This window comes from Mycobacterium sp. (genome assembly GCF_035274705.1).
Classification (GTDB): domain Bacteria; phylum Actinomycetota; class Actinomycetes; order Mycobacteriales; family Mycobacteriaceae; genus Mycobacterium.
This window is the reverse complement of sequence record NZ_DATENY010000023.1, coordinates 1-21,074: the sequence shown is the minus strand read 5'-3', so window position 1 is coordinate 21,074 and position 21,074 is coordinate 1. Positions and strand designations below refer to the sequence as shown.

Below are 21,074 nucleotides of genomic sequence, written 5' to 3'. Positions count from 1 at the left end.
TATCGCAGGCATTGCAATGACAGGTACAACCCGAACCCGCCTTGGCTTCTGAAACTCGCATCTCAGATCAACTCCCTCTGTTGCTCTGACCGCCCGACTGGACGCATATCAACATATGCCCGCATGACGATGGTTCCATTCACTTTGGAAATAAAGACTGTTCGCCGGGCACGCCCTAAGTTACTGGCGATTCGGAATCGCTTGGGCCCCACCCGATCACCGCGACAGGCTTGATGTCTGCCGCTGCCATTTGGCGTCGTCTGCATAAGTTGACGGTTTGGTGAACGGGCGAGAAACTACTGGGGTGATCGAGTTGAGCGAACAGACGATCATTGACCAAGTTGTCGTGCGTCTGACGAATCGTTATCCGACGATTTCGGAGACCACGGTGGCGGCAGTGGTCCAAGACGTGCACTCCAAATTCGAGGGCAGGCCGCTGCGCGACTTCATTCCGTTGCTGGTCGAACGCCACGCCAAGCTCGAGCTTGACCGGCTCGGCGCTCTTACCGGCTAGCCCACGATGCCGAGAAGCGGCGATCGATGGCCGCGATCATGCTGTCGAGGCGCTGATGTTCGGCTTCGTTTTCCCGCATCTGACGCCGCATCCGGCTGATCGCCATTGGGTCGGCCTTGCCTGACATCGCGTTCAGCTTGGCGCCTTGCCGTGAAATCTTGGCGACGAGCACCGCGCGGTAGTCGGCGAGTGCGCTGCGGAAATACGCGGCCTGCAGCGCGTCGGACGCTCGCGCGGACGCATCGTCTGTGGAAACGCTGAGAGTTGCCATCGCGAACACGGTAACCGAGCTACCGGCGGCGGGCGACTCGGGGGCTATGTCTGGACCGGTGCAGGCTCCGGCGGTTCTGCGGGCAGCGGGTGATGCCCATTGATGACGAGAGCGCTGACGGGCATGCACGCTTCGATCGCCTTTTCGGTGTACACCCGGAAGCCGAAATCCGGTTGGTAGCCGTGGATTTCTGGCGTGTCCAGATCGCGGAGGAATGTCAGGATCTCGCGGCTGAACACCTGACCGGGCACCAGCACCGGGAAGCCGGGCGGATACGGAGTCACGAACGTCGCCGACACCACGTCGATCCCGGCGTCGAGTTTGTCGAAGATCTCGTCGCCGGTCAGGTACTCACAGTTGGCGTCGTTGTACGACAGGTAGAAGGCGCGCCGCACATCGCCCTCGGGCGTGGCCTCGGCACCGGTGTGGTCCCGGAACACATCGTGGAATCCGCTGAAGTCTGGTTGTGACGCCGACGAGGCGGTCAGTCGCCGCACCCGCTGCTCGAACCGGCCCCGTTCGCCCAGCCCCATCTCCGAGATGTGTTCGTCGAGCTCACGGGCGATCTTGACCAGCACCTCCACCAGGAACGCCACCGAGCTGCGGGTGGTCCCGATGTTCGTCATGAACAGCACGGTGTTGCGTGACGTCTTGTTGATCTGCACGCCGTGGCGGTCCATCAACTGCTCGCGCTTGAAGGTATCCCCGTCGTAACCAGTGCGGCCGATCGACAATGTGATCCGCGACGGATCGAGTACGAACTCGTCGCGGTCCCACGCCGCCATCATGTTGCGCAGACCGGACCGCAGCGGCTGTGCGATGCCCGACGGCCGGAACTCGTCGGGGATCAGGTCCGAGGTGCGCAGGCAGGTCATGTAGCGGCTCAGCAGCGGGTGGTTGTCGATCGCGTCCCGCAGTTGCATCGCGTTCTCGATCTGCCGCTGCACCAATTCGACGCCTTCCAGGGCGACCTGTCGGCGGCCAAGGTCGAGGGAGGCCAGGATCTGGTAGTTCGGCGAAGTCGACGTGTGTGCCATGTAGGCCTCGTGGAACGGCTCGGCGACCTTCTGGTCGAAGTCCTGGTCGAAGACGTGGATCATCGAGCCCTGCCGCAGCGACGTCAGCGTCTTGTGCGTCGACTGGGTGGCGTAGACGCGCACGCGCGCCTTGGCCGGGTCCGGCATCAGCCGGCGGTTCATCAGCTCGTCGTCGGTCGGCGGTCGGTTCGCGTCGGCCTCGAGCGTCGCCTCGAACTGTTGCTTGTAATCCTTGTCGGCCAACTTCTCTCGTAGCGCCCGCGCCGCTGCCATCGCGGTCCGGTTGCGGTACACCGGATGGAAGCGTGCGAACGCGAACCATGCCTCATCCCACAGGAAGACCAGATCGGGTTTGATGGCCAGGCACTCTTCCATCACCCGGCTGACGTCGTAGACGATGCCGTCGAACGTGCAGTTGGTCAGCGAGATCATCTTGACGCGGTCAAGCTTCCCTGCGCGCTTGAGCGCCAACAGCTTTGACTTGATCTCCTGCAGCGGAACCGCGCCGTACATGGAGTAGTTGGGCAGCGGATAGGCCTCGAGGTAGATGACCTGTGCGCCCGCCAGCATCATTCCGTAGTGGTGGGACTGATGGCAGTTGCGGTCGAGCAGCACGATGTCGCCGGGTGCCACCAGAGACTGGGTGACGATCTTGTTGGCCGTCGAGGTCCCATTGGTGACGAAGTACGTGTGCCTTGACCCGTACGCCTCGGCGGCCAGGTCTTGGGCCTCGCGTAACGGTCCGGTCGGTTCGAGCAGGGAGTCCAAACCACCGCAGGTGGCCGACGTCTCGGCCATGAACACGTCGAGGCCGTAGAAGCCGACCATGTCCTTGATCCAGTGCGAATTGACGATCGATTTGCCCTGCGAGATCGGCAGCGCGTGGAAGACACCGGTCGGGCGGTGGCTGTACTGCTTGAGCGCACTGAAGAACGGGGTGCGGTAGCGCGCCGCCACACCGTGCAGGATCGACAGGTGCAGCTCGAGCACGCCCTCGCGCGCATGGAATACCCGGCGGAACTGCTGACCCAGCCGGCCCGCGATGTCCTCGACCTCGATCTCGGTCATCAGATACAGGTCCAACTCGGGCCGCAGCTGCGCCAAAGATGTCGCGAGGATCTCCGCGCGCTCGTCGGGTGACTTGTGGTCGTCGAGTTCGTCGGAGATCTTGGTGTCGACGAACTCCGCCAGCGTCGAAAGGTCGCGGGTGGACTGATGGGAGAAGCGGCGGCGGATGACGACGGCCTGAAGGTTGACATTCAGGCGCGCGGCGATCAGCGCCTCGTCGCCGCTGGACACCACAACCAGCTCGTAGACGAACTCGTCGTCGGGGCGTCGCCAGCTGCGAACTTCCTTGCGCAGCGCGCGTTCCTGGGCTTCGGTCATCGACTCGACGACCAGCACCTCGAAGTACGGCTGATCGCGCTGGGTCACCGGCTGGTGTTCGAGTTGGCGCGGGTCGGTTCCGAACATGTCGTGGTCGTCGAGGCCCGCATTCTGGACATCACCCGTGCGGTAGGACTCGGCGGTCAGCGCGCGATTGATCCGCGTGACCGCGTTGGCGAACTTGTCGTAGCTGCCCGCAGAGAAAAGTCGTGACACGCGCGAGAACTGCGGCGTGCCCGGATACGCCCAATACGGTTCGAGCGGCGTCAGGCTGGCCAGCAGATCCCTGCAGATCGCGGCGTAGGTTTCCTTGAGCTCGGCGTTCGTCGTCGGCTTGGTGAGCCGGTCGGCGGCCTCCTCCAGCCTGCACCAGGCGTCGCTCCGCAATTGCCAGACACTGTTATATGCACGCGAATTATCGCTCACAGCAGACCCTTTCGACGGGTCAAGCGTGTCAGAGCAACTACCACCGGCAGGCGAGCAGCAAACGAACGCTACGCGTCCATCGCGTAACGACGACTCGCTGGGAAGTGGTGTCGCCGGTCGGAGGAAAGCCATTGCCGAGTAGCTAGGAGCGAGATTGCGTACAGGGCTGTTCGTCGCTGAACGACCGTGTGTGCAATCTCGATGCTAGGACGACCGGAGGTGCCCTCGGGCGGCTCAGACCGAGCGGGCGAGGCCTGGAGTGAGCGGCTCTGCATCGGCGCGACGGTCCGGGTGGTCGCGCTCGTTGAACTGGCGTAGGCCTTCGAAGGTTTCCGACGCGGCGATCGACCGGTTGAAGCATTGCGCTTCGATGCGCAGCCCGTCCTCCAGTGGCCGGCCCTGGCCGGTGCGGGCGGCTTCGATGTCGGTGCGCAGCGCCGGCTGGGGGAGTTGGGCGATGGTTTGCGCGAGCTCGACCGCCCGCGGTAGGCAGGTGCCTTCGGGTACGACGTCGTTGACGAGGCCGATGTTCCACCGTCGGCATGTCACCCCGAAGGTCGCACGCTCGTCAGCGATGGCCAGGTCGGTCCAGCACGCCCACTCCAACCCGCCTGCGTACGCGACGCCATTGATCGCCGCGATGGTGGGTTTGTAGATGTCGATCCATCGCGACGGGCCCAGCACGCCGTCGGCCGGGCTGGCGTCGACCTCGAGCTCGCCGGCGAATGCCGCCTTCAGGTCACCGCCTGCGCAGAAGGCATGATCGCCCGCTCCGGTCGGGACTCCGACGAGCGCGTCGTCGTCGGCGCGGAAACGGTCCCACGCGTCGACCAGCTCCCGATGCGTCTACGGCCCAATGGCATTCATGCGTTCGGGCCGGTTGATCGTGATGATCGTGACGAGGCCGCGCTGCTCGTAGATCAGATGTTCGTAGTCGCTCATCGGGCGCATGCCAACCGCTCGTCGAGCGTGGCGTGGAAGCGCCCGATCGCGCTTTCGTGCCTGCCGAACTCCACAAACGTGTTCGCCCCCGCATGCAGACCGCGCTGGACCCCTTCCGACATCTCGTTGTCTTCGACGCCGCCCTCGTTGAGAAGGTTGCGCGCCCCCGTGGCGTCTTCGGGGTTGGCCGACACGCGCTTGGCCACGTCGGGCGTGACCATGGCGTAGATCGTGACGGTGGTGTGGTCGACGTCGATCGGGTCGATCGTGATCACCAGCACTTGATTGGGGAACGTCGCAACCATGACGTTCGGGAACAGGTGATACACGTAGGTCACCCGGTGGCCGACGTTCCAGGTGGATTCGGGGCGGTCGCGCAGTCGTTCAATGTTTTGGTAGGGGAACGTGATTCGGGTGTTCGGACCAAACGCCTCGATGACGTTGAGGTCGTCGTATTGGATCGGATAGAAGGTGTTCTTGTGCGTCGTGCGGATGTGGTAGCCCTCCAGGAACTGCTCGACCAGAACCTTCCAGTTCATCTCGCGTGCAGCGGGTCTCACGGTGAACAGCCGATCAGCGGGCAGCAGCTTGTCACGCCAGGGGCTGCCGTCGGCCAGGGAGGCCATCGCCGCGTCGACGCGGCGCGGATCAGGTGCATCCAGGGGCCCGATGACGATCAGCCCGTCGACTTCGCGGCTGTCGACCTCGACCAGGCCGCGGGTGGACATGTCGAGGTCGGGAAATGCGTCGGCGTGCGGCACATGCGAGAGTGCGCCGTCGAGACGGTAGGTCCAGCCGTGATAGCGGCATACCAGCGCGTGCGTGCAGCCCGGCCCTTCGACGAGGGCCATCCCGCGGTGCCGGCACGAGTTGCGAAACACCCGAGCGCGGCCGTCGTGGTCGCGTACCGCGAACAAGGGAACGTCGAAGGTGACGCGTTCGGCGTGGTCGCCGGCCTTGGGGATCGCCGCAGACGGTAAGAACACGCTCGGATACGAGCGCAGAACCTCGAGTTCTTTGGTGAATCGTGCTGGTTCCAAATAGTTCTCGACTGGTTCGCGCCAGGCGTCGCCTTCATCGGTCGTGCCCGAGTCGATATGCGCAAAGATGCGGCGAACGATCTCCACGTCGTCGGCGACCGACGACGTTGTCGGAATGCTCATACTGTGCGAGTATCACACTATGGTCGTCACGCGTCAACAGTCTCGTGAGAACACGGATAGACGCGCCCGCGTCGCAGACTTGATCGGCGACCGCCCGCTGAGTGCGCGGTCGGTCCTCGCGACGGCATTACTGGGCGCCGACCAACCTCACTTGACGGTGGGTGAACTCGTGGCGATGGCCTCGCTGTTCGGCATCAGCGACGGCGCGGCCCGCACCTGCCTATGGCGGATGGTCTCCAACGGCGAACTCACCGCCGACGACGGAACCTATGCGCTTGCGGGAGGCTTGCTCGAACGCCGTGAACGGGTCGACGAGGCTTCGAGGACAGCCGCTGCTCGGCCGTGGGATGGCACATGGGAATTGGCGATCGTCTCCCTGGAACGCCGGTCGGCGGCCGACCGGCTCGCGCTACGGAAAGCCGCGACGGCGTTGCATCTGGCCGAACTTCGAGAAGGCGTGTGGATCCGGCCCGACAATCTGGACCCGGACCGCTTGCCTGGGTTACGGGCCATCCTGGATCGACAGTGTGTTCACTTCCACGACGCCGCGACCGACATCCCCACCGAGACCGTGAGATCGCTTTTCAATCTTGATGATTGGGCCGCCGATGCGCGCAGACTCAGCCTTGCCATGCGCGACGAGCTCGGCGCCGAAGCGTCCGGCGCCGACGACTTCGCCTATCGGTTCGCACTCTCCGTCGCGGTGGTCAGGCACCTTCAACTCGATCCAGTCTTACCCGCGGAATTCGTCCCGCGGGAGTGGCCGGGCGCCGAGCTGCGCAACGCCTACCGCCGTTTCGACGAAGTGTTCAAACAACTACTGAACACCGCCTTCCGCTGACGCGCGAGCTGGGCCCACGCGCGAGCAGACGCAAAAGGCCCCGACACGCCGAGATTTTGGAGCACTTTCCGTCTGCTCGCGCGGGTCTCAGCCGCGCAGAATCGGTTTCAGCGCGTCCAGCACCGCCGGATCTTCGATCGTCGACGGCAGCGGTTCGTCCTTGCCGTGTGCGATGCCACGCATCGTCTTACGCAGAATCTTGCCCGATCGCGTCTTGGGCAGCGCCTGGACGACGTCGACCAGTTTGAAGCAGGCCACCGCCCCAATCTCGTCGCGCACCAACGCAATAAGCTCGTCGGCCAAGCCTTCCGCCGAAGCGCCGGCCTTGAGAACGACGAAGCCGCGGGGCACCTGTCCCCTGATCTCATCGGCGACGCCGATGACCGCACACTCGGCGACGGCGGGATGTGCGGCCAGCACCTCCTCGATCGAGCCCGTCGAAAGCCGGTGTCCTGCAACGTTGATGACGTCGTCGATGCGGCCCATCACAAACAGGTAGCCGTCTTCGTCGATGTGTCCGCCGTCGCCGGTGAGGTAGTAACCGGGGTGCTCGCACAGATAGGACGCCTCGTAGCGGTCGTCGTCGTGCCAGAGCGTGGGCAATGTGCCGGGCGGCAGCGGCAAGCGGATGCAGATCGCACCCTCCTCGCCGGGTCCGCATCCCGTTCCGTCGATGTGCATGATGCGTACGTCGTAGCCGGGCATCGGCACCGTTGGTGAGCCGGGTTTGATCGGCATGGGTTGCACTCCCATGGGATTGGCGGCGATCGCCCAACCCGTCTCGGTCTGCCACCAGTGATCGACCACCGGGATGCCCAGCTTCTCCGACGCCCAGGCGTAGGTGTCCGGGTCGAGGCGCTCACCGGCCTGGAACAGATACTTCAGGCCGGACAGGTCGTACTTGGCCAGATATGTGGCATCCGGGTCCTCCTTGCGGATCGCTCGCAGAGCCGTCGGAGCGGTGAAGAGCGCCTTCACGTCATGGTCGGAGGCCACCCGCCAGAACGCGCCGGGATCCGGTGTGCCGATCGGCTTGCCCTCGTAGAGCACTGTCGTGGCGCCGAGCAGCAGCGGTCCGTAAACGATGTATGAGTGGCCGACCACCCAACCGACGTCGGACGCGGCCCAGAACACCTCACCGGGAGCGATGTCGTAGATGTTGCGCATGCTCCACAGCAGCGCGACGGCATGCCCGCCGTTGTCGCGGACGATGCCCTTGGGTTTCCCGGTCGTGCCCGAGGTGTAGAGGACGTACAGCGGGTCTGTGGCCGCAACGGGCACCGGACCGACAGGCCCCGCGTTGGCCATCAGCTCATCCCAGTCCAGGTCCCGGTCGGGCGCCAGCTCGCAGCGGCTTCGCTCCCGCTGCACGATGACGCAGGAGCGCGGCGGGTGCGACGCCGCCTCGATGGCGGCGTCGAGCATGGGCTTGTAGTCGACGGTCCGTGACGGCTCGATCCCGCATGAGGCCGAGACGATGACGGTCGGTTGGGCGTCATCGATGCGGGTGGCGAGCTCGTGTGCGGCGAACCCCCCGAACACCACCGAGTGCACAGCGCCAAGGCGGGCGCACGCCAGCATCGCGATCACGGCCTCGGGAATCATGGGCATGTAGATGATGACGCGGTCGCCCTTGGCCACACCGAGCGCGCGAAGCACGCCTGCGAATCGCGCTGTTTCATCGAGCAATTCGCGATACGTGTAGGTGCGCTGCGTGCCGGTCACGGGTGAGTCGTAGATCAGTGCAGGCTGCTCACCGCGACCGCTGTCGACGTGGCGGTCCAGCGCGTTGGCGCAGGTGTTCATCTCCCCGTCGGGGAACCAGCGATAGAAGGGCGGATTGGAGTCGTCGAGGATGCGCTGCGGTTCCCGGGTCCAGGTCACCGCCCCCGCGGCGTCGGCCCAGAACGCCTCGGGATCGGCGATGCTGGCGGTGAACAGGTCGCGATATCCAGCCATATCCGCACGGTAGCGCGCGAGACGTTCCTATAGTCCGATTCATGTCAGCCGATCCGCTGCCGATCGCCGGTGTGCGCCGCAGGTTCGTCGAGGCGCGCGGCGTGCGGTTTCACGTGACGGAGTCCGGCCCGCCAGACGGGCGTCCCGTCGTCGCGCTGCATGGATGGCCGCAGCACCATTGGGCGTACCGCGATCTGCTCGCCGATCCGCCGCCGGGTTTGCGCATCATTGCGCCCGACCTGCCCGGCTACGGCTGGTCGGGTCCGCCGCCGCACAAATGGGCCAAGGAGGACGTCGCGAGCGACCTGCTGGCGCTCTTTGATGCGCTTGGGCTCGGCCGCGTCCTGCTGATCGGCCACGACTGGGGCGGGTTCGTCGGGTATTTGATGGTCTTGCGGGCACCGGAGCGGTTCGACGGGTTCATCCCGCTGAACATGTCCCATCCGTGGGTGACCCCGCGCGTACTGCTGCCGCACTTCTGGCGGCTGCTGACGTATCAGCCGCAGATGGCCGCGGTCGGAGTGTTTCTGCAGCGGCATACACCGTTCTTGAACCTGGGCTTCCGGATCGGATCGGAAATGGATCGCGCGACCTACCGGGTGTACGCCGACCGCTTCCGCGACCCGGTGTGTGCACGCGCCGGTCGGGACACGTACCGGACGTTCTGGGTGCGCGAGATACCGCGCAGTGCAAGGAATCCCGAGATGCGCCGGGCGACGGTGCCGATCCGCGCGTTGTTCGGAATGCGCGACAACGCCGTTCACCACTCACTGGCGGCGCCCGAAACTGCGAACGCCGACGACTACACGCTGGAGACGGCGGACACGACGCACTTCATCATCGACGAGCGACCGGATCTGGTGCGCGCGAAGCTGATTGCCCTCGCCGAGGAGACCTCGCGCTAGCGGCCGCCCCGCGGAGCCTGTCAGGATGGATATGTGGCCGAACGCGATCGCGACGAGTCGGGTAAGGCGCGCAGCAGTCGACCGCGCGACGCGCTCGGACGCCCGCTACCCCGCGGCAGCCAGGGAGTTCCGCGTATTCCCGACGATTTGGATCTGCCTCCGGCGGATTCACTGAGATACGCGCAGGAGCTGCTGGACCGCGGACTGGCGTTCAACGCGCACGAGGTGCTCGAGGCGGCGTGGAAGAATGCGCCCGATGATGAGCGCAGGATGTGGCAGGGATTGGCGCAGCTCGCAGTCGGGATCACCCACATCCAGCGTGGCAACGCTGCGGGCGCGGCCGCCGTTGTGCGGCGGGCGGCAGACCGGCTCGGCGAACGGCGCGACAGCGCGCCGCATGATGTCGATGTCGACGGGCTGATCGCGCTCGCAGGTGCGCTCGTTGACGATCTGGAGCGGGGTACCGACATATCCGCCGAGCGGTTGCGACCGCGACTCCGACGCAGTGGCTAGTCGGGGCCGAATCAGCTCGCTGCCGGGTGGTCGATGCCTCTACGGACCTCGCCGGGAACGTGTTCCACGCGGCCAAGGTCGCGGTGCGACGACGAGTGCAGCTGCCACGGCACGCTGGTGACCATCACGCCGGGCTCGAACAGCAGTCGGCCCTTGAGCCGCAACGAACTTTGGTTGTGCAGTGCGTTCTCCCACCACCGGCCGACAACATATTCCGGGATGTAGACGTTGACCGCATCGCGCGGACCGCGCTGTCGTTGTTTCTTGATGTAGTTGACGACCGGACGGGTGATCTCGCGGTACGGCGACTCGATCACCTTGAGCGGGATGTTGATGTCGAGTTCCTCCCATTCGCGCACCAGGGCCCGCGTCTCGGCATCGTCGACGTTGACCGTCAGTGCGGTGAGGGTGTCGGGTCTGTTCGCCTTGGCGAACATCAGTGCGCGTTGAGTTGCCTTGTGCCAGCCCGAGATCAGCACAATGGCGTGAATCCTGGCAGGCAGCGTCGGCTCGTCCTCTTCGGTTCGGAGTTCGGCACGCACCGACGCGTAGTGCCGGTGAATGCCCTGCATGAGAATGCAGAGCACTGGAATCGCGATGACCACCAAGTACGCGCCATGGGTGAACTTCGTGACCATGACGACCACCAGCACCACGCCGGTGAAACACGCGCCGAACGCGTTGATGGCCCGGGCGCGGTGGATCCGTATCCGTTCTGCGGGAGTCGCAGCACCCTGCAACGCCCGATTCCAGTGCACCACCATGCCCATCTGACACAGCGTGAAGGACGTGAACACGCCGAGGATGTACAGCTGGATCAACCGGGTCGTCGAACCCTCGAACGCGTAGATCAACGCGCCGGCGATCACGGCAAGCAGGATGATGCCGTTCGAGTAGGCCAGCCGGTCGCCGCGGGTATGCAGCTGCCGGGGCAGATAGCGGTCTTGCGCGAGAATCGAGCTGAGAAGCGGGAATCCGTTGTAGGCGGTGTTCGCCGCCAGGATCAGGATCAGCGCGGTCGCGGCTTGGATGTAATAGAACAGGATGCTGTTGTTGCCGAACACCGCGGCGGCGATCTGGGCGATGACCGTGCGCTGGGCGTCGTTGTTGCAGTCGCCGGGGAATCCAATCAGGTCACAGGCATGTTCGACGACGCGGACGTGGGATATCAACGCAAGTGCGGTGACCCCGGCGAACATCGTGATCGCCAGCGCGCCCATCGCCGACATCGTCCGGGCGGCGTTGAGCGCCTTGGGTTTCCGGAATGCCGGCACTCCGTTCGAGATGGCTTCCACGCCGGTGAGCGCTGTGCATCCCGACGAGAAGGCGCGCAGCGCCAGCAAGGCGATCGCCAAGGTGTTCAGTCCGGCCTGCTCGGCGTGGATTCCGTAGTGAGCGCTCTCGGCTTGTGGCGCATCACCAACGAGCGCGCGGAACAAGCCGATTGCGATCATCAGCATCACGCCGGCGATGAAGGCGTACGTCGGGACGGCGAAGGCTCGCCCGGATTCGCGCACGCCGCGCAGGTTCATCGCGGTCAGCAGCACGACGAAGGCGATGTTGACCACGACACGATACGGGTTCAGCTCGGGCACCGCCGAGATGATGTTGTCCACACCCGCTGCGACCGAAACCGCCACCGTCATCACGTAATCGACAAGCAGCGCCGCGGCGACCACTAGGCCGGCACGTGGCCCGAGGTTCTGCGAAACGACTTCGTAGGAACCACCGCCACTCGGATAGGCCTGCACCACCTGCCGATACGACAGCACGACCACCGCCAACAGCAGCACGACGGCTGCAGCGATCCACGGCGTGAGGTAGAGGTAGGCCAGACCGCCGAGTGTCAGGATCAGCAGGATTTCTTGAGTCGCATAGGCGACAGAGGACAGCGGGTCACTGGCGAAGATCGGCAGTGCGATCCGTTTCGGCAGCAGGGTATGGCCGAGTCGGTCGCTTCGGAACGGCCGCCCGACGACCAGGCGTTTAACCAACGACGTCGGTGACGACACGGCCGAAGCCTAGTTTCGATATCCCCGGCAGCGCTCGTCGCAGGCCGTATAGATTTCGTAAAAGTCCAGCTAGCCGTTGTATGAATACCGTAAGCGGCCCTTTAGCGGTGCGACCTCGCCACTTACGGTGCCCGAATGCCCGCTATCGGTGAATCGGACTCGGTGCCGAACCTGGTCGAGCTAGTCAGCCACGCGTACGTGCTGGAAATACTCGACGCGCTCAGCCGCGGGCCAATGACCCTTGCTGACTTGACCACTCACATCCACGCCGGCCGGCGTGGACTGGCCGCGGCGTTGCGGCTTGTCGGCGCGCGTGGACTGATAACGAGGAACGACAACGGAAGCTGGGACATCGACGGGCCGGTTGGCACCGTCTACCATCACACGGACCTCGGTCGCGTGGTTGTCGAGGCCCTGTCGTGCTACTCGCTCTGGACTGCGATGTACGACCACACCGACAAGACCAAGGATCATTCCTGGAATCGGTAGCCCATCCCGGCTTCGGTCAGTAGGTGAACCGGGCGTGACGGGTCGTTTTCGAGCTTGCGCCGCAGCTGCGCCAAATACACCCGTAGATAGTGAGTTTCCTTGGCGTAGGCGGGCCCCCACACCTCCTTGAGCAACTCTTCACGGCCGACGAGCTTGCCGCGGTTGCGCACCAGCATCTCCAGCATGCCCCATTCGGTCGGCGTCAGATGCACCTCGGTGCCGTTCTTCGTCACCTTCTTGGCGGCCAGATCGACGGTGAACGACGATGTTTCGATGACCGGTTCGTCGGTGTCGGATGCCGCGGCTCCTCGGCGCACGGCGGCCCGCAGGCGGGCCAGGAATTCATCCATCCCAAAGGGTTTGGTGACATAGTCGTCCGCGCCGGCGTCCAGTGCTTCGACCTTGTCCGACGAGTCCGTGCGCGCCGACAGCACGATCACGGGTGCGGTCAACCAGCCACGAAGGCCGGCAAGGACTTCGATGCCGGACATGTCGGGCAGTCCCAGGTCGAGCACGATGACGTCCGGGCGGTGGTCGGCGGCGATTCGGAGAGCCTCGGCGCCGCTGGCGGCGGTGAACACCTCGTAGCCGCGCACCGACAGGTTGATCCGCAATGCCCGCAGGATCTGCGGTTCGTCGTCGATGACGAGCACCCTGGTTTTCGAGGCGTTCATGCCGACCCGTCCTTCGGTGCGGCGAGGTCGATTTCGACGGTGAGTCCGCCGCCGGGAGTATCGGTCGCGGAGATGGTGCCGCCCATCGCTTCGACGAATCCGCGGGCGACCGAAAGGCCGAGGCCGACGCCGATGCTGGTGTCGTGGTCACCGAGGCGCTGGAACGGTGCGAACATCTGTTCTTCTGCGCCGCGCGGTATTCCGGGTCCCTCGTCGACCACCGCAATGAGCACACGATCGCCGACGCGGCCCGCGGTGACCCGCACCGGGCCGTCCGGTGCATAGCGCAGGGCGTTGTCGATGAGGTTGGCGAGCACCCGCTCGAGCAGGCCGCTGTCAGCCAAGACCACGGCGTCGTCCACGTCGACCTTGACACGGTCGATGCCCTGACGGCGAAAACCGGTGATCCCCTTGCTAATTCCAAGCAGCGCGCGCTGTACCGCCTCCTCCAGGTACACCCGCCGCAGTTCTGGCCGCAGCACTCCAGCGGCCAGCCGCGACGAGTCGAGCAGGTTACCGACGAGCGCGGTGAGTGCGTCGATTGACTCCTCGATGGTGGCCAGCAACTCGGCGGTGTCTTCTGCAGAGAAGTCGACGTCGGTGCTGCGCAGGCTCGATACCGCGGCTTTGGCGGCGGCCAGCGGGGTGCGCAGGTCGTGGCTGACGGCCGATAATAGTGAGCGCCGCAATTCGTCGGCCTGCGCGATGGCTTCGGCCTTTCCGGCTTCTTCGGTCAACTCGCGTTGCTTGACCAGACCCGCCGCTTGCTTGGCGACCGCACCAAGCACTCGTCGGTCACGGGCGGCCAGCTTGCCGCCGGCCATCAACAGCCAGAATTCGTCATCGCCGACCTCTATGGCGGTGTCGGCGGTATCGACGTCGACGCAGGGGTCCTTGCCCACGCACCCGACGATGCCTGACCCCTCCCGCAGCAGGCTGACGGCGCGCTGTGAATAGGTTTCACGGACACGTTCCAACAACGTGTCGAGGTCCGCACCGCGCAGGACCGAGCCGGCGAACAGCGCGAGCAGTTCGGCTTCCTGCGATGCCTGTTTGGCTTCGCGCGCGCGGATCGCCGCACCGTCGACGAGTACCGCGACGGCGATGGCGACCAGCAGCAGCACGACGATGGTGACGGCACTGTCCGGTTCGGCGATGGTGAAGGTGTAGCGCGGTTCAATCAGGAAGTAATTCAGCAGGAGCCCGGACAGCAGGGCCGACAAAATGGCCGGGGCGACGCCGCCGAGAAGCGCCACGACCACGACACCGATGAAAAAGATCGCGCTTTCGCCGCCGATGCCGAGGTACGGGTCGAGCAGAAGCGCGACTAGCGCACAGATTGCGGACGGCACCACGATTGCGGCGAGCCAGGACGTCACGCGCTGCTGCCGCGTCGTGAACCGCAACCACGCGGAGCCGCGCCCGGCTTCCTCGTGGGTGACCATGTGGACGTCGATCTTCCCGGACTGCTGAACGACCGAGACGCCGATGCCCTCGTCGAATATGCGCGCCCAGCGTGACCGTCGCGACGTGCCGAGCACCAGCTGCGTGGCATTGATCTCCCGCGCGAAATCCAGTAGAGCGCTTGGCACGTCGTCGCCCACCACCGTATGCACAGTGGCGCCCAGGCTGACGGCCAGCTCGCGTACCTTCCCCATCTCTGGCGCGGAAACACCGGCGAGTCCGTCACCGCGAACGACGTGAACCACCATCAGTTCGGCGCTCGCCTTCGACGCGATACGAGATGCCCTGCGCACCAACGTTTCCGATTCTGGCCCACCAGTGACGGCGACGACGACGCGTTCGCGCGCTTCCCAGGTATCGGTGATCTTGTTTTCTTCGCGGTACTTCTCCAGCGCTGCGTCGACTTGGTCGGCGAGCCATAGCAGCGCCAGTTCCCTTAACGCCGTCAGGTTTCCACGGCGAAAGTAGTTGGACAGCGCCGCGTCGACGCGGTCGGGGGCGTAGACGTTGCCGTGGGCAAGTCTGCGCCGCAACGCTTCCGGTGTGATGTCGACCAGCTCGATCTGGTCGGCCGCGCGCACGACCTCGTCGGGGACCTTCTCCTGCTGCTCGATGCCGGTGATCTGGGTGACGACGTCATTGAGGCTTTCCAGGTGCTGGACGTTGACGGTCGAGATGACCGTGATGCCGGCGTCGAGCAGTTCCTGGACGTCCTGCCAGCGTTTGGGATTCTTGCTGCCGGGCGTGTTGGTGTGGGCGAGCTCGTCGACCAGGACCACTTGCGGCTTGCGTCGCAGCACGGCGTCGACGTCGAGCTCACCGAAGCGCTTGCCGCGGTACTCGATGTATTTGGGCGCCACCATCTCGATGCCGTCGATCAGGTCGGCGGTCTTCTGACGGCCGTGCGTCTCGACGATCGCCGCGACCAGATCGGTGCCGCGTTCCAGCCGGCGATGCGCCTCGCCGAGCATCGCGAACGTCTTGCCTACGCCGGGAGCCGCGCCCAAGTAGATGCGCAGCTCGCCGCGCTTCTTCTTGTAGTCGGGCCGATCCGGGCTCACATGATCATCATCCACCCGGGAACTTCTCATCGAGCTCGATATTCAGCGCCAGGACGTTGACCCGTGGTTCGCCGAGGAAGCCCAGGCCCCGCCCCTCGGTGTTGTCCGCCACGGCCTGGCGGATCTGACCTGCGCCGACGCCGCGCGCCTTCGCCACCCGGTTCGCCTGCAGGTCGGCGTAGGCGAGCGAGATGTGCGGGTCCAGGCCGCTGCCGCTGGCGGTGACGGCGTCGGCGGGTACCTGAGGCTCGGCGGGTGCACTGCCGCGGATCGGGAGGATCTGACCGATGCTGTAGTCCTCGCCGTCCTTGGCGCACTCGACGCGCACGCCCCCGTAGGTGTTGAGGAACGGCGTCGGCACCGTGTCGCAGGGTTCGTTGACGCTGATAACCCGCGTGGGGTGGACGACGTTGCCGGTGGCGTCGCGTGGACCGATGACGGACAACACCGCACCGACCCCGTCGCCGGTGCAGAACGGGCGGGCCCCGTTCACGCCGTCGAGCTTGCCGACGGCTGCGCTGCGCTGACAGACGAGTGTGAGCAGGCTTGGCTTGTCGGGAGTGTCGACGATGCTCTCGGGACCGAGGTTGCTCGCGCTGGTGGCCAGCGGGTCGTAGCCGTCGCCCGCGGCGGATGGCCTGCTCTGGAAGTACTTCGGCAGCGGGTTGCCGCCTTTGTCTGTGAACGACTGCCCAATCAGGCTGCTGCCGACTGGTTTTCCGTTCACCTCGATGGTCGACCCGTTGGCCTTGTCGTGCAGGCCGGGAAGTTGGGCGATCAGCCAGATGACGAGCGGGTACGCGATACCCACGATGACCGTGAGCACGAGCAGCGCCCGGAAGGCGGCCCAGTGTTGGCGAACAATGGTGGAAAGTCTCATGTCACATTCCCGGGAGGAGTTGGATGACCAGATCGATCAGCTTGATGCCGATGAACGGTGCGATGATGCCGCCGAGGCCGTAGACATAGAGGTTGCGGCTCAACAGCTTTGAGGCGCTGCTCGGCGTATAGCGCACACCCCGTAGCGACAACGGGATGAGCGCGACGATGATGATCGCGTTGAAGATGACGGCGGACAGGATCGCCGACTGCGGGCTGTGCAGCCGCATCACGTTGAGCAGGTCCAGGCCGGGGAATAGCACGACGAACATCGCGGGGATGATCGCGAAATACTTCGCGATGTCGTTGGCGATCGAGAACGTCGTCAGCGCGCCACGGGTGATCAACAGCTGCTTGCCGATCTCGACGATCTCGATCAGCTTGGTCGGGTCGGAGTCGAGATCGACCATGTTGCCGGCCTCTTTGGCCGCCGACGTGCCGGTGTTCATCGCGACGCCGACGTCGGCCTGCGCCAGCGCTGGCGCGTCGTTGGTGCCGTCGCCGGTCATCGCGACCAGCTTGCCGCCGGCCTGTTCGCGCTTGATCAGCGCCATCTTGTCTTCGGGGGTGGCCTCGGCGAGAAAGTCGTCCACGCCGGCCTCGTCGGCAATGGCCTTGGCGGTCAACGGGTTGTCGCCGGTGATCATCACCGTGCGGATGCCCATCCGGCGCATCTCGTCGAACCGCTCGCGCATGCCCTGCTTCACGACGTCCTTGAGGTGGATGACGCCGAGAATTGAGGCAGTCCCGGCCCCGTTCTCCTGGATGACCTGGCCGACGACCAGGGGAGTGCCGCCGGCCGCCGATATCCCGTCGACGATGTCGCCCAGTTCGGTTGGCACCGAGCCACCTTCGGACCGGACCCAGTCGGCGACCGCCGCGGCGGCGCCCTTGCGTAGCCGGTGGCCGTTGTCGAGGTCGACGCCGGACATTCGTGTCGTGGCGCTGAACTCGACCCAGTGGGCGTGGGCCAGCTCGCCGGGGGTGCGTGCCCGTAAGCCGTATTCCTGTTTGGCGAAGACGACGATCGAGCGGCCTTCGGGCGTTTCGTCGGCGAGGCTGGACAGCTGGGCGGCGTCGGCGAGCTGATCGGGTGTGACGCCTTGCAGCGGAACGAAAGCCGCGGCTTGGCGGTTGCCGAGGGTGATGGTGCCGGTCTTGTCGAGCAGCAGGGTGTTGACGTCACCGGCGGCCTCGACGGCGCGACCGGACATGGCCAGCACGTTGCGCTGCACCAACCGGTCCATACCGGCGATGCCGATGGCGGACAGCAGCGCGCCGATGGTCGTCGGGATCAGGCAGACGAGCAGCGACACCATCACGATGCCCGTGACGCCATTGTTGGTGAGCGCCTGACTGTCTGGGACGCCGGGGTTGTTGATCTTGGAGAAGATGGCCAGCGGCTGCAGGGTCGCGACGGCGAACACGAAGATGATCGTGAGCGACGCAAGCAGGATGTTGAGCGCGATCTCGTTGGGCGTCTTCTGCCGGTTGGCGCCTTCGACGAGCGCGATCATCCGGTCGATGAAGCTTTCGCCAGGCTTCTGGGTGATCTGGACGACGATGCGGTCCGACAGCACGGTGGTGCCGCCGGTGACCGCCGAGCGGTCGCCGCCGGATTCGCGAATGACGGGCGCCGATTCGCCAGTGATGGCCGATTCATCCACCGACGCAATGCCTTCCACGACGTCGCCATCGCCGGGGATGACTTGACCGGCTTCGACGACGACGATGTCGCCCCGCTGCAGAAGCGGCGCGCCGACTTCCTCTTCTCGTCCGGGTGTTCCGGGCTGCCAGCCGACGAGCCGACGGGCCACGGTGGACGTCTTGGTCTTGCGTAGCGTCTCGGCCTGCGCCTTGCCGCGGCCCTCGGCGACGGCCTCGGCAAGATTGGCGAAAATGACTGTCAGCCAGAGCCATACGACGATGAGCCAGGCGAACCAGGACGGGTCGATGACGGCGAGCACCGTGCTCCACGCGGCGCCGATCTCGACGATGAACATGACCGGGTTGCGCCACAGGGTGCGCGGGTCGAGCTTGCGCAGCGCGTCGGGCATCGACCTCCACAGCATCGTGGGGTCCAGCAGGCCACCCTGGATCTTCTTGGTGCTGGCGGGTTTCGGGGGAGCGGGCTCGAGTGTGGCAGTGGTCATCGATGGATTCCTTCAGCGAGGGGGCCGAGCGCCAGCACGGGCAGGAAGGTCAGGGCGACCAGGATCAGCGTCACTCCGGCGACCATGCCGACGAACTGCGGACGATGGGTGGGCAGCGTGCCGATCGATTCGGGTGTCTTGCCTTGTTTGGCCAACGAGCCGGCGAGGGCGAGCACGAAGATGATCGGCAGGAAGCGGCCGAACACCATGGCCATGCCGAGTGCTGTGTTGTACCAGTCGGTGTTGACGCTGATGCCGGCGAAGGCCGAGCCGTTGTTGTTGCCCGCGGACGTGAACGCGTAGAGCACTTCAGACAGGCCGTGCGGGCCGGTGTTGAGCATGCCGGCACGCTGTCCAGGCATCGCCATGGCCGCGGCGGTGCCGGTGAGCACAATCAGCGGGGTGATGAGGAAATAGGCTGCGGCGAGCTTGATTTCACGCGGCGTGATCTTCTTGCCGAGGTACTCCGGTGTGCGGCCGACCATCAGGCCGGCGACGAATACGGTGATGATTGCGAGCACGAGCATGCCGTAGAGGCCCGAGCCGGTGCCGCCGGGCGCGACCTCGCCGAGCTGCATGTTGAACAGCGTGATCAGGCCGCCGAGGCTGGTATACGAGTCGTGGAACGAGTTGACTGCGCCGGTGGAGGTCAGCGTCGTCGCGTCGGCGAAGACGGCCGAATTGGCCACGCCGAAGCGCTGTTCGACGCCTTCCATGGCCGAGCCGACCGCGGTCGGGACGGTGCCGTGATGCTGGAGCTGGAAGAGGAGCATGAGGCTGACGCTGACGGTGGCGATGACGCCCATGACGGAGACGATGGCGTAGCCCTGCTTCTTGCTTTCCACCATGCGGCCGAAGGTGCGGGGCAGCGAGAAGCTGATGACGAGCAGCAGGAAGATCTCGACCCAGTTGGTCCACGTGTTGGGGTTTTCGAAGGGGTGCGCGGAATTGGCGTTGTAGAAGCCGCCGCCGTTGGTGCCGAGTTCCTTGATGGCCTCCTGGCTGGCGACGGGTCCACCGGGAATGGTCTGCCGGCCGCCGGCGAGCGTGTTGACGATTTGGTCGTGGAGGTGGAAGTTCTGGATGGCGCCGCCGGCGATCAGCACGATCGCGGCAATGACGGAGAGCGGCAACAGGATTCGGATACTGCCGCGGACGAGGTCGACCCAGAAGTTGCCGAGGTCGCCGGTGTTGCGGCGGGCCAGGCCGCGGACGAAGGCGATGGCGACGGCCATGCCGACGGCGGCGGAGAGGAAGTTCTGCACGCCGAGGCCGGCCATCTGGACGAGGTGGCCTTGGGTGGATTCACCGGAGTAGGCCTGCCAGTTGGTGTTGGTGACGAAGCTGACCGCGGTGTTCCAGGCGAGGGCGGGCGTGATGTGGGTGCCGGGGTCGTTGAGGTGCAGGGGCAGCTTGCCCTGGACGAGTTGGAAGATGAAGAGGAACAGGATGCTGACCGCCGAGAAGGCGAGCACGCTGCGGGCGTAGGCGCCCCAGGTCTGTTCGGCTTTGGGGTCGGCGCCGATGAGTCGGTAGATGGTGCGTTCGGCGCGCGAGTCCTTGTCGGAGCTGTACACGCGGTACATGTAGTCGCCGAGCGGCACGTGTACTGCGGCCAGGGCGACGATCAACGAGACGAGGAACAGGATCCCCGCGGTCGTAGAACTCACTAGAACCTCTCGGGGAAGAGCAGGGCGGCGAACAGGAAAAATGCGATGAGAACGGCCAGCGCGAGGCCGACGAGGTTCTGGATCACAGGTGCTCGACCAGCCTCTGGAGGAAGCCGAGCAGGGCGAAGATCGCCAGCGTCAGTAGGAGGAACACCACGATGATCATTGCCGTCTCCAACGTTTACGGCCGCCGGATTTCGAGGGCCTAATGGAGAATCGCCCCAGCTCAGGGTGGTTATGCCGGCCTTAGCGGTTTCTTGACGGGGACGGCCCGGGTCTTTACGGAATCCGGCGCCGAATCTGAGTCTTGTGTGCGACTTTCGGCCCAAATCTCGATCACAAGCTCAGGTTCGACACGGCGATGCTTGTCTCTACGATCATGCGAGGCCCCCATAGCCCAATTGGCAGAGGCAGCGGACTTAAAATCCGCACAGTGTCGGTTCGAGTCCGACTGGGGGCACCGGAAAAGGACTGGTCGAGGGCCTGCGGGCAGCTGCAACGCCGGCGCGCGTCTACGCGATGGTCGTGACTTCCCTCAACTGCCGTCGTGCGACCGAGACCGGCCCATCCTCCATTTGGTCTTCTTCGGCGTTTGGTGAAAATCTTCAATCCAGGCGTCCATCAGTGCGTCGGTGTCCCCGTGCACAGGGTTATTTGTGACCTGCAATCCGAGACCTTCGATTTCTTTCGTGCACCACCGAATCAACGATCCGTC

General features: G+C 65.1%; 17 protein-coding genes and 1 tRNA gene. 6 read left to right on the top strand and 12 right to left on the bottom strand.

What is annotated here, in order from left to right:
• Positions 1-304: 304 nt before the first annotated feature.
• Complete coding sequence (locus VJV41_RS05995; protein ID WP_325332116.1) at positions 305-514, top strand: three-helix bundle dimerization domain-containing protein; 210 nt, start codon at positions 305-307, stop codon at positions 512-514.
• On the opposite strand, the gene VJV41_RS05990 is transcribed toward VJV41_RS05995, so the two are convergent.
• The 4 genes from VJV41_RS05990 to VJV41_RS05975 all read right to left on the bottom strand — a co-directional run bounded on the left by VJV41_RS05990 (position 504) and on the right by VJV41_RS05975 (position 5,739).
• On the bottom strand, positions 504-785 hold the full coding sequence (locus VJV41_RS05990) for a hypothetical protein (RefSeq protein WP_325332114.1): 282 nt from the start codon (positions 783-785) through the stop codon (positions 504-506). The two genes, VJV41_RS05995 and VJV41_RS05990, sit on opposite strands and share 11 nt — an antisense overlap.
• Before the next feature lie 44 nt (positions 786-829).
• Positions 830-3,634, bottom strand: a complete 2,805-nt coding sequence (locus VJV41_RS05985; protein WP_325332112.1) for an aminotransferase class I/II-fold pyridoxal phosphate-dependent enzyme — start codon at positions 3,632-3,634, stop codon at positions 830-832.
• A gap of 234 nt (positions 3,635-3,868) precedes the next feature.
• Positions 3,869-4,468 carry an enoyl-CoA hydratase-related protein gene (locus VJV41_RS05980; RefSeq protein ID WP_325332265.1) on the bottom strand — a complete coding sequence of 200 codons (600 nt, stop codon included), beginning with the start codon at positions 4,466-4,468 and terminating at the stop codon, positions 3,869-3,871.
• A 104-nt stretch (positions 4,469-4,572) separates the two neighbouring features.
• Positions 4,573-5,739: an aromatic ring-hydroxylating oxygenase subunit alpha gene (locus VJV41_RS05975; RefSeq protein ID WP_325332110.1), complete on the bottom strand. Its 1,167-nt coding sequence runs from the start codon at positions 5,737-5,739 to the stop codon at positions 4,573-4,575.
• A 19-nt stretch (positions 5,740-5,758) separates the two neighbouring features.
• Between VJV41_RS05975 and VJV41_RS05970 the strand changes: the two genes are divergently transcribed.
• The gene (locus tag VJV41_RS05970) at positions 5,759-6,580 is read left to right on the top strand and encodes a PaaX family transcriptional regulator C-terminal domain-containing protein (RefSeq protein WP_325332108.1); all 822 of its coding nucleotides are present in this window, start codon (positions 5,759-5,761) and stop codon (positions 6,578-6,580) included.
• A gap of 87 nt (positions 6,581-6,667) precedes the next feature.
• Here the strand turns inward: VJV41_RS05970 and VJV41_RS05965 are convergent, their stop codons facing one another.
• Positions 6,668-8,539 (bottom strand): propionyl-CoA synthetase, encoded by a 1,872-nt coding sequence (locus tag VJV41_RS05965; RefSeq protein ID WP_325332106.1) that lies wholly within the window; start codon positions 8,537-8,539, stop codon positions 6,668-6,670.
• A 41-nt stretch (positions 8,540-8,580) separates the two neighbouring features.
• On the opposite strand from VJV41_RS05965, the gene VJV41_RS05960 reads away from it, so the two are divergent.
• Both VJV41_RS05960 and VJV41_RS05955 read left to right on the top strand, forming a co-directional pair.
• Positions 8,581-9,444, top strand: coding sequence for an alpha/beta hydrolase (locus VJV41_RS05960; protein ID WP_325332104.1), 864 nt, complete (start codon positions 8,581-8,583; stop codon positions 9,442-9,444).
• A gap of 33 nt (positions 9,445-9,477) precedes the next feature.
• Complete coding sequence (locus VJV41_RS05955; RefSeq protein ID WP_325332102.1) at positions 9,478-9,957, top strand: DUF309 domain-containing protein; 480 nt, start codon at positions 9,478-9,480, stop codon at positions 9,955-9,957.
• Positions 9,958-9,968: 11 nt separating this feature from the next.
• On the opposite strand, the gene VJV41_RS05950 is transcribed toward VJV41_RS05955, so the two are convergent.
• Positions 9,969-11,969: an APC family permease gene (locus tag VJV41_RS05950; RefSeq protein WP_325332100.1), complete on the bottom strand. Its 2,001-nt coding sequence runs from the start codon at positions 11,967-11,969 to the stop codon at positions 9,969-9,971.
• Positions 11,970-12,104: 135 nt separating this feature from the next.
• Here VJV41_RS05950 and VJV41_RS05945 point away from each other — a divergent pair, with 135 nt between their 5' ends.
• The gene (locus VJV41_RS05945; RefSeq protein ID WP_325332098.1) at positions 12,105-12,458 is read left to right on the top strand and encodes a methyltransferase family protein; all 354 of its coding nucleotides are present in this window, start codon (positions 12,105-12,107) and stop codon (positions 12,456-12,458) included.
• On the opposite strand, the gene VJV41_RS05940 is transcribed toward VJV41_RS05945, so the two are convergent.
• The 6 genes from VJV41_RS05940 to VJV41_RS05915 all read right to left on the bottom strand — a co-directional run bounded on the left by VJV41_RS05940 (position 12,440) and on the right by VJV41_RS05915 (position 20,537).
• Complete coding sequence (locus VJV41_RS05940) at positions 12,440-13,132, bottom strand: response regulator (RefSeq protein WP_325332096.1); 693 nt, start codon at positions 13,130-13,132, stop codon at positions 12,440-12,442. The two genes, VJV41_RS05945 and VJV41_RS05940, sit on opposite strands and share 19 nt — an antisense overlap.
• Complete coding sequence (locus VJV41_RS05935) at positions 13,129-15,687, bottom strand: sensor histidine kinase KdpD (protein WP_325332094.1); 2,559 nt, start codon at positions 15,685-15,687, stop codon at positions 13,129-13,131. Before VJV41_RS05935 ends, VJV41_RS05940 begins: the two co-directional genes overlap by 4 nt.
• The gene (locus VJV41_RS05930) at positions 15,665-16,537 is read right to left on the bottom strand and encodes a potassium-transporting ATPase subunit C (protein WP_325332092.1); all 873 of its coding nucleotides are present in this window, start codon (positions 16,535-16,537) and stop codon (positions 15,665-15,667) included. The genes VJV41_RS05935 and VJV41_RS05930 overlap by 23 nt, the downstream gene beginning before the upstream one ends.
• Position 16,538: 1 nt before the next feature.
• Entirely contained in the window at positions 16,539-18,689 is a 2,151-nt protein-coding gene (gene kdpB / locus VJV41_RS05925; protein ID WP_325332090.1) for a potassium-transporting ATPase subunit KdpB, read from the bottom strand.
• A complete protein-coding gene (kdpA, locus tag VJV41_RS05920) occupies positions 18,686-20,359 on the bottom strand; it encodes a potassium-transporting ATPase subunit KdpA (protein ID WP_325332088.1) in 1,674 nt (557 codons plus the stop codon). Before kdpA ends, kdpB begins: the two co-directional genes overlap by 4 nt.
• Positions 20,360-20,441: 82 nt before the next feature.
• Positions 20,442-20,537: a potassium-transporting ATPase gene (locus tag VJV41_RS05915; RefSeq protein ID WP_325332086.1), complete on the bottom strand. Its 96-nt coding sequence runs from the start codon at positions 20,535-20,537 to the stop codon at positions 20,442-20,444.
• A 208-nt stretch (positions 20,538-20,745) separates the two neighbouring features.
• Here VJV41_RS05915 and VJV41_RS05910 point away from each other — a divergent pair.
• Positions 20,746-20,819, top strand: a tRNA-Leu gene (locus VJV41_RS05910).
• Positions 20,820-21,074 lie beyond the last annotated feature (255 nt).

Coding starts and splice junctions, on each gene's coding strand:
- VJV41_RS05990 (WP_325332114.1), bottom strand. CDS start 785: ATGGCAACTCTCAGCGTTTCCACAGACGATGCGTCCGCGCGAGCGTCC.
- VJV41_RS05975 (WP_325332110.1), bottom strand. CDS start 5,739: ATGAGCATTCCGACAACGTCGTCGGTCGCCGACGACGTGGAGATCGTT.
- VJV41_RS05970 (WP_325332108.1), top strand. CDS start 5,759: ATGGTCGTCACGCGTCAACAGTCTCGTGAGAACACGGATAGACGCGCC.
- VJV41_RS05965 (WP_325332106.1), bottom strand. CDS start 8,539: ATGGCTGGATATCGCGACCTGTTCACCGCCAGCATCGCCGATCCCGAG.
- VJV41_RS05960 (WP_325332104.1), top strand. CDS start 8,581: ATGTCAGCCGATCCGCTGCCGATCGCCGGTGTGCGCCGCAGGTTCGTC.
- VJV41_RS05945 (WP_325332098.1), top strand. CDS start 12,105: ATGCCCGCTATCGGTGAATCGGACTCGGTGCCGAACCTGGTCGAGCTA.
- VJV41_RS05940 (WP_325332096.1), bottom strand. CDS start 13,132: ATGAACGCCTCGAAAACCAGGGTGCTCGTCATCGACGACGAACCGCAG.
- VJV41_RS05935 (WP_325332094.1), bottom strand. CDS start 15,687: ATGAGAAGTTCCCGGGTGGATGATGATCATGTGAGCCCGGATCGGCCC.
- VJV41_RS05930 (WP_325332092.1), bottom strand. CDS start 16,537: ATGAGACTTTCCACCATTGTTCGCCAACACTGGGCCGCCTTCCGGGCG.
- kdpB (WP_325332090.1), bottom strand. CDS start 18,689: ATGACCACTGCCACACTCGAGCCCGCTCCCCCGAAACCCGCCAGCACC.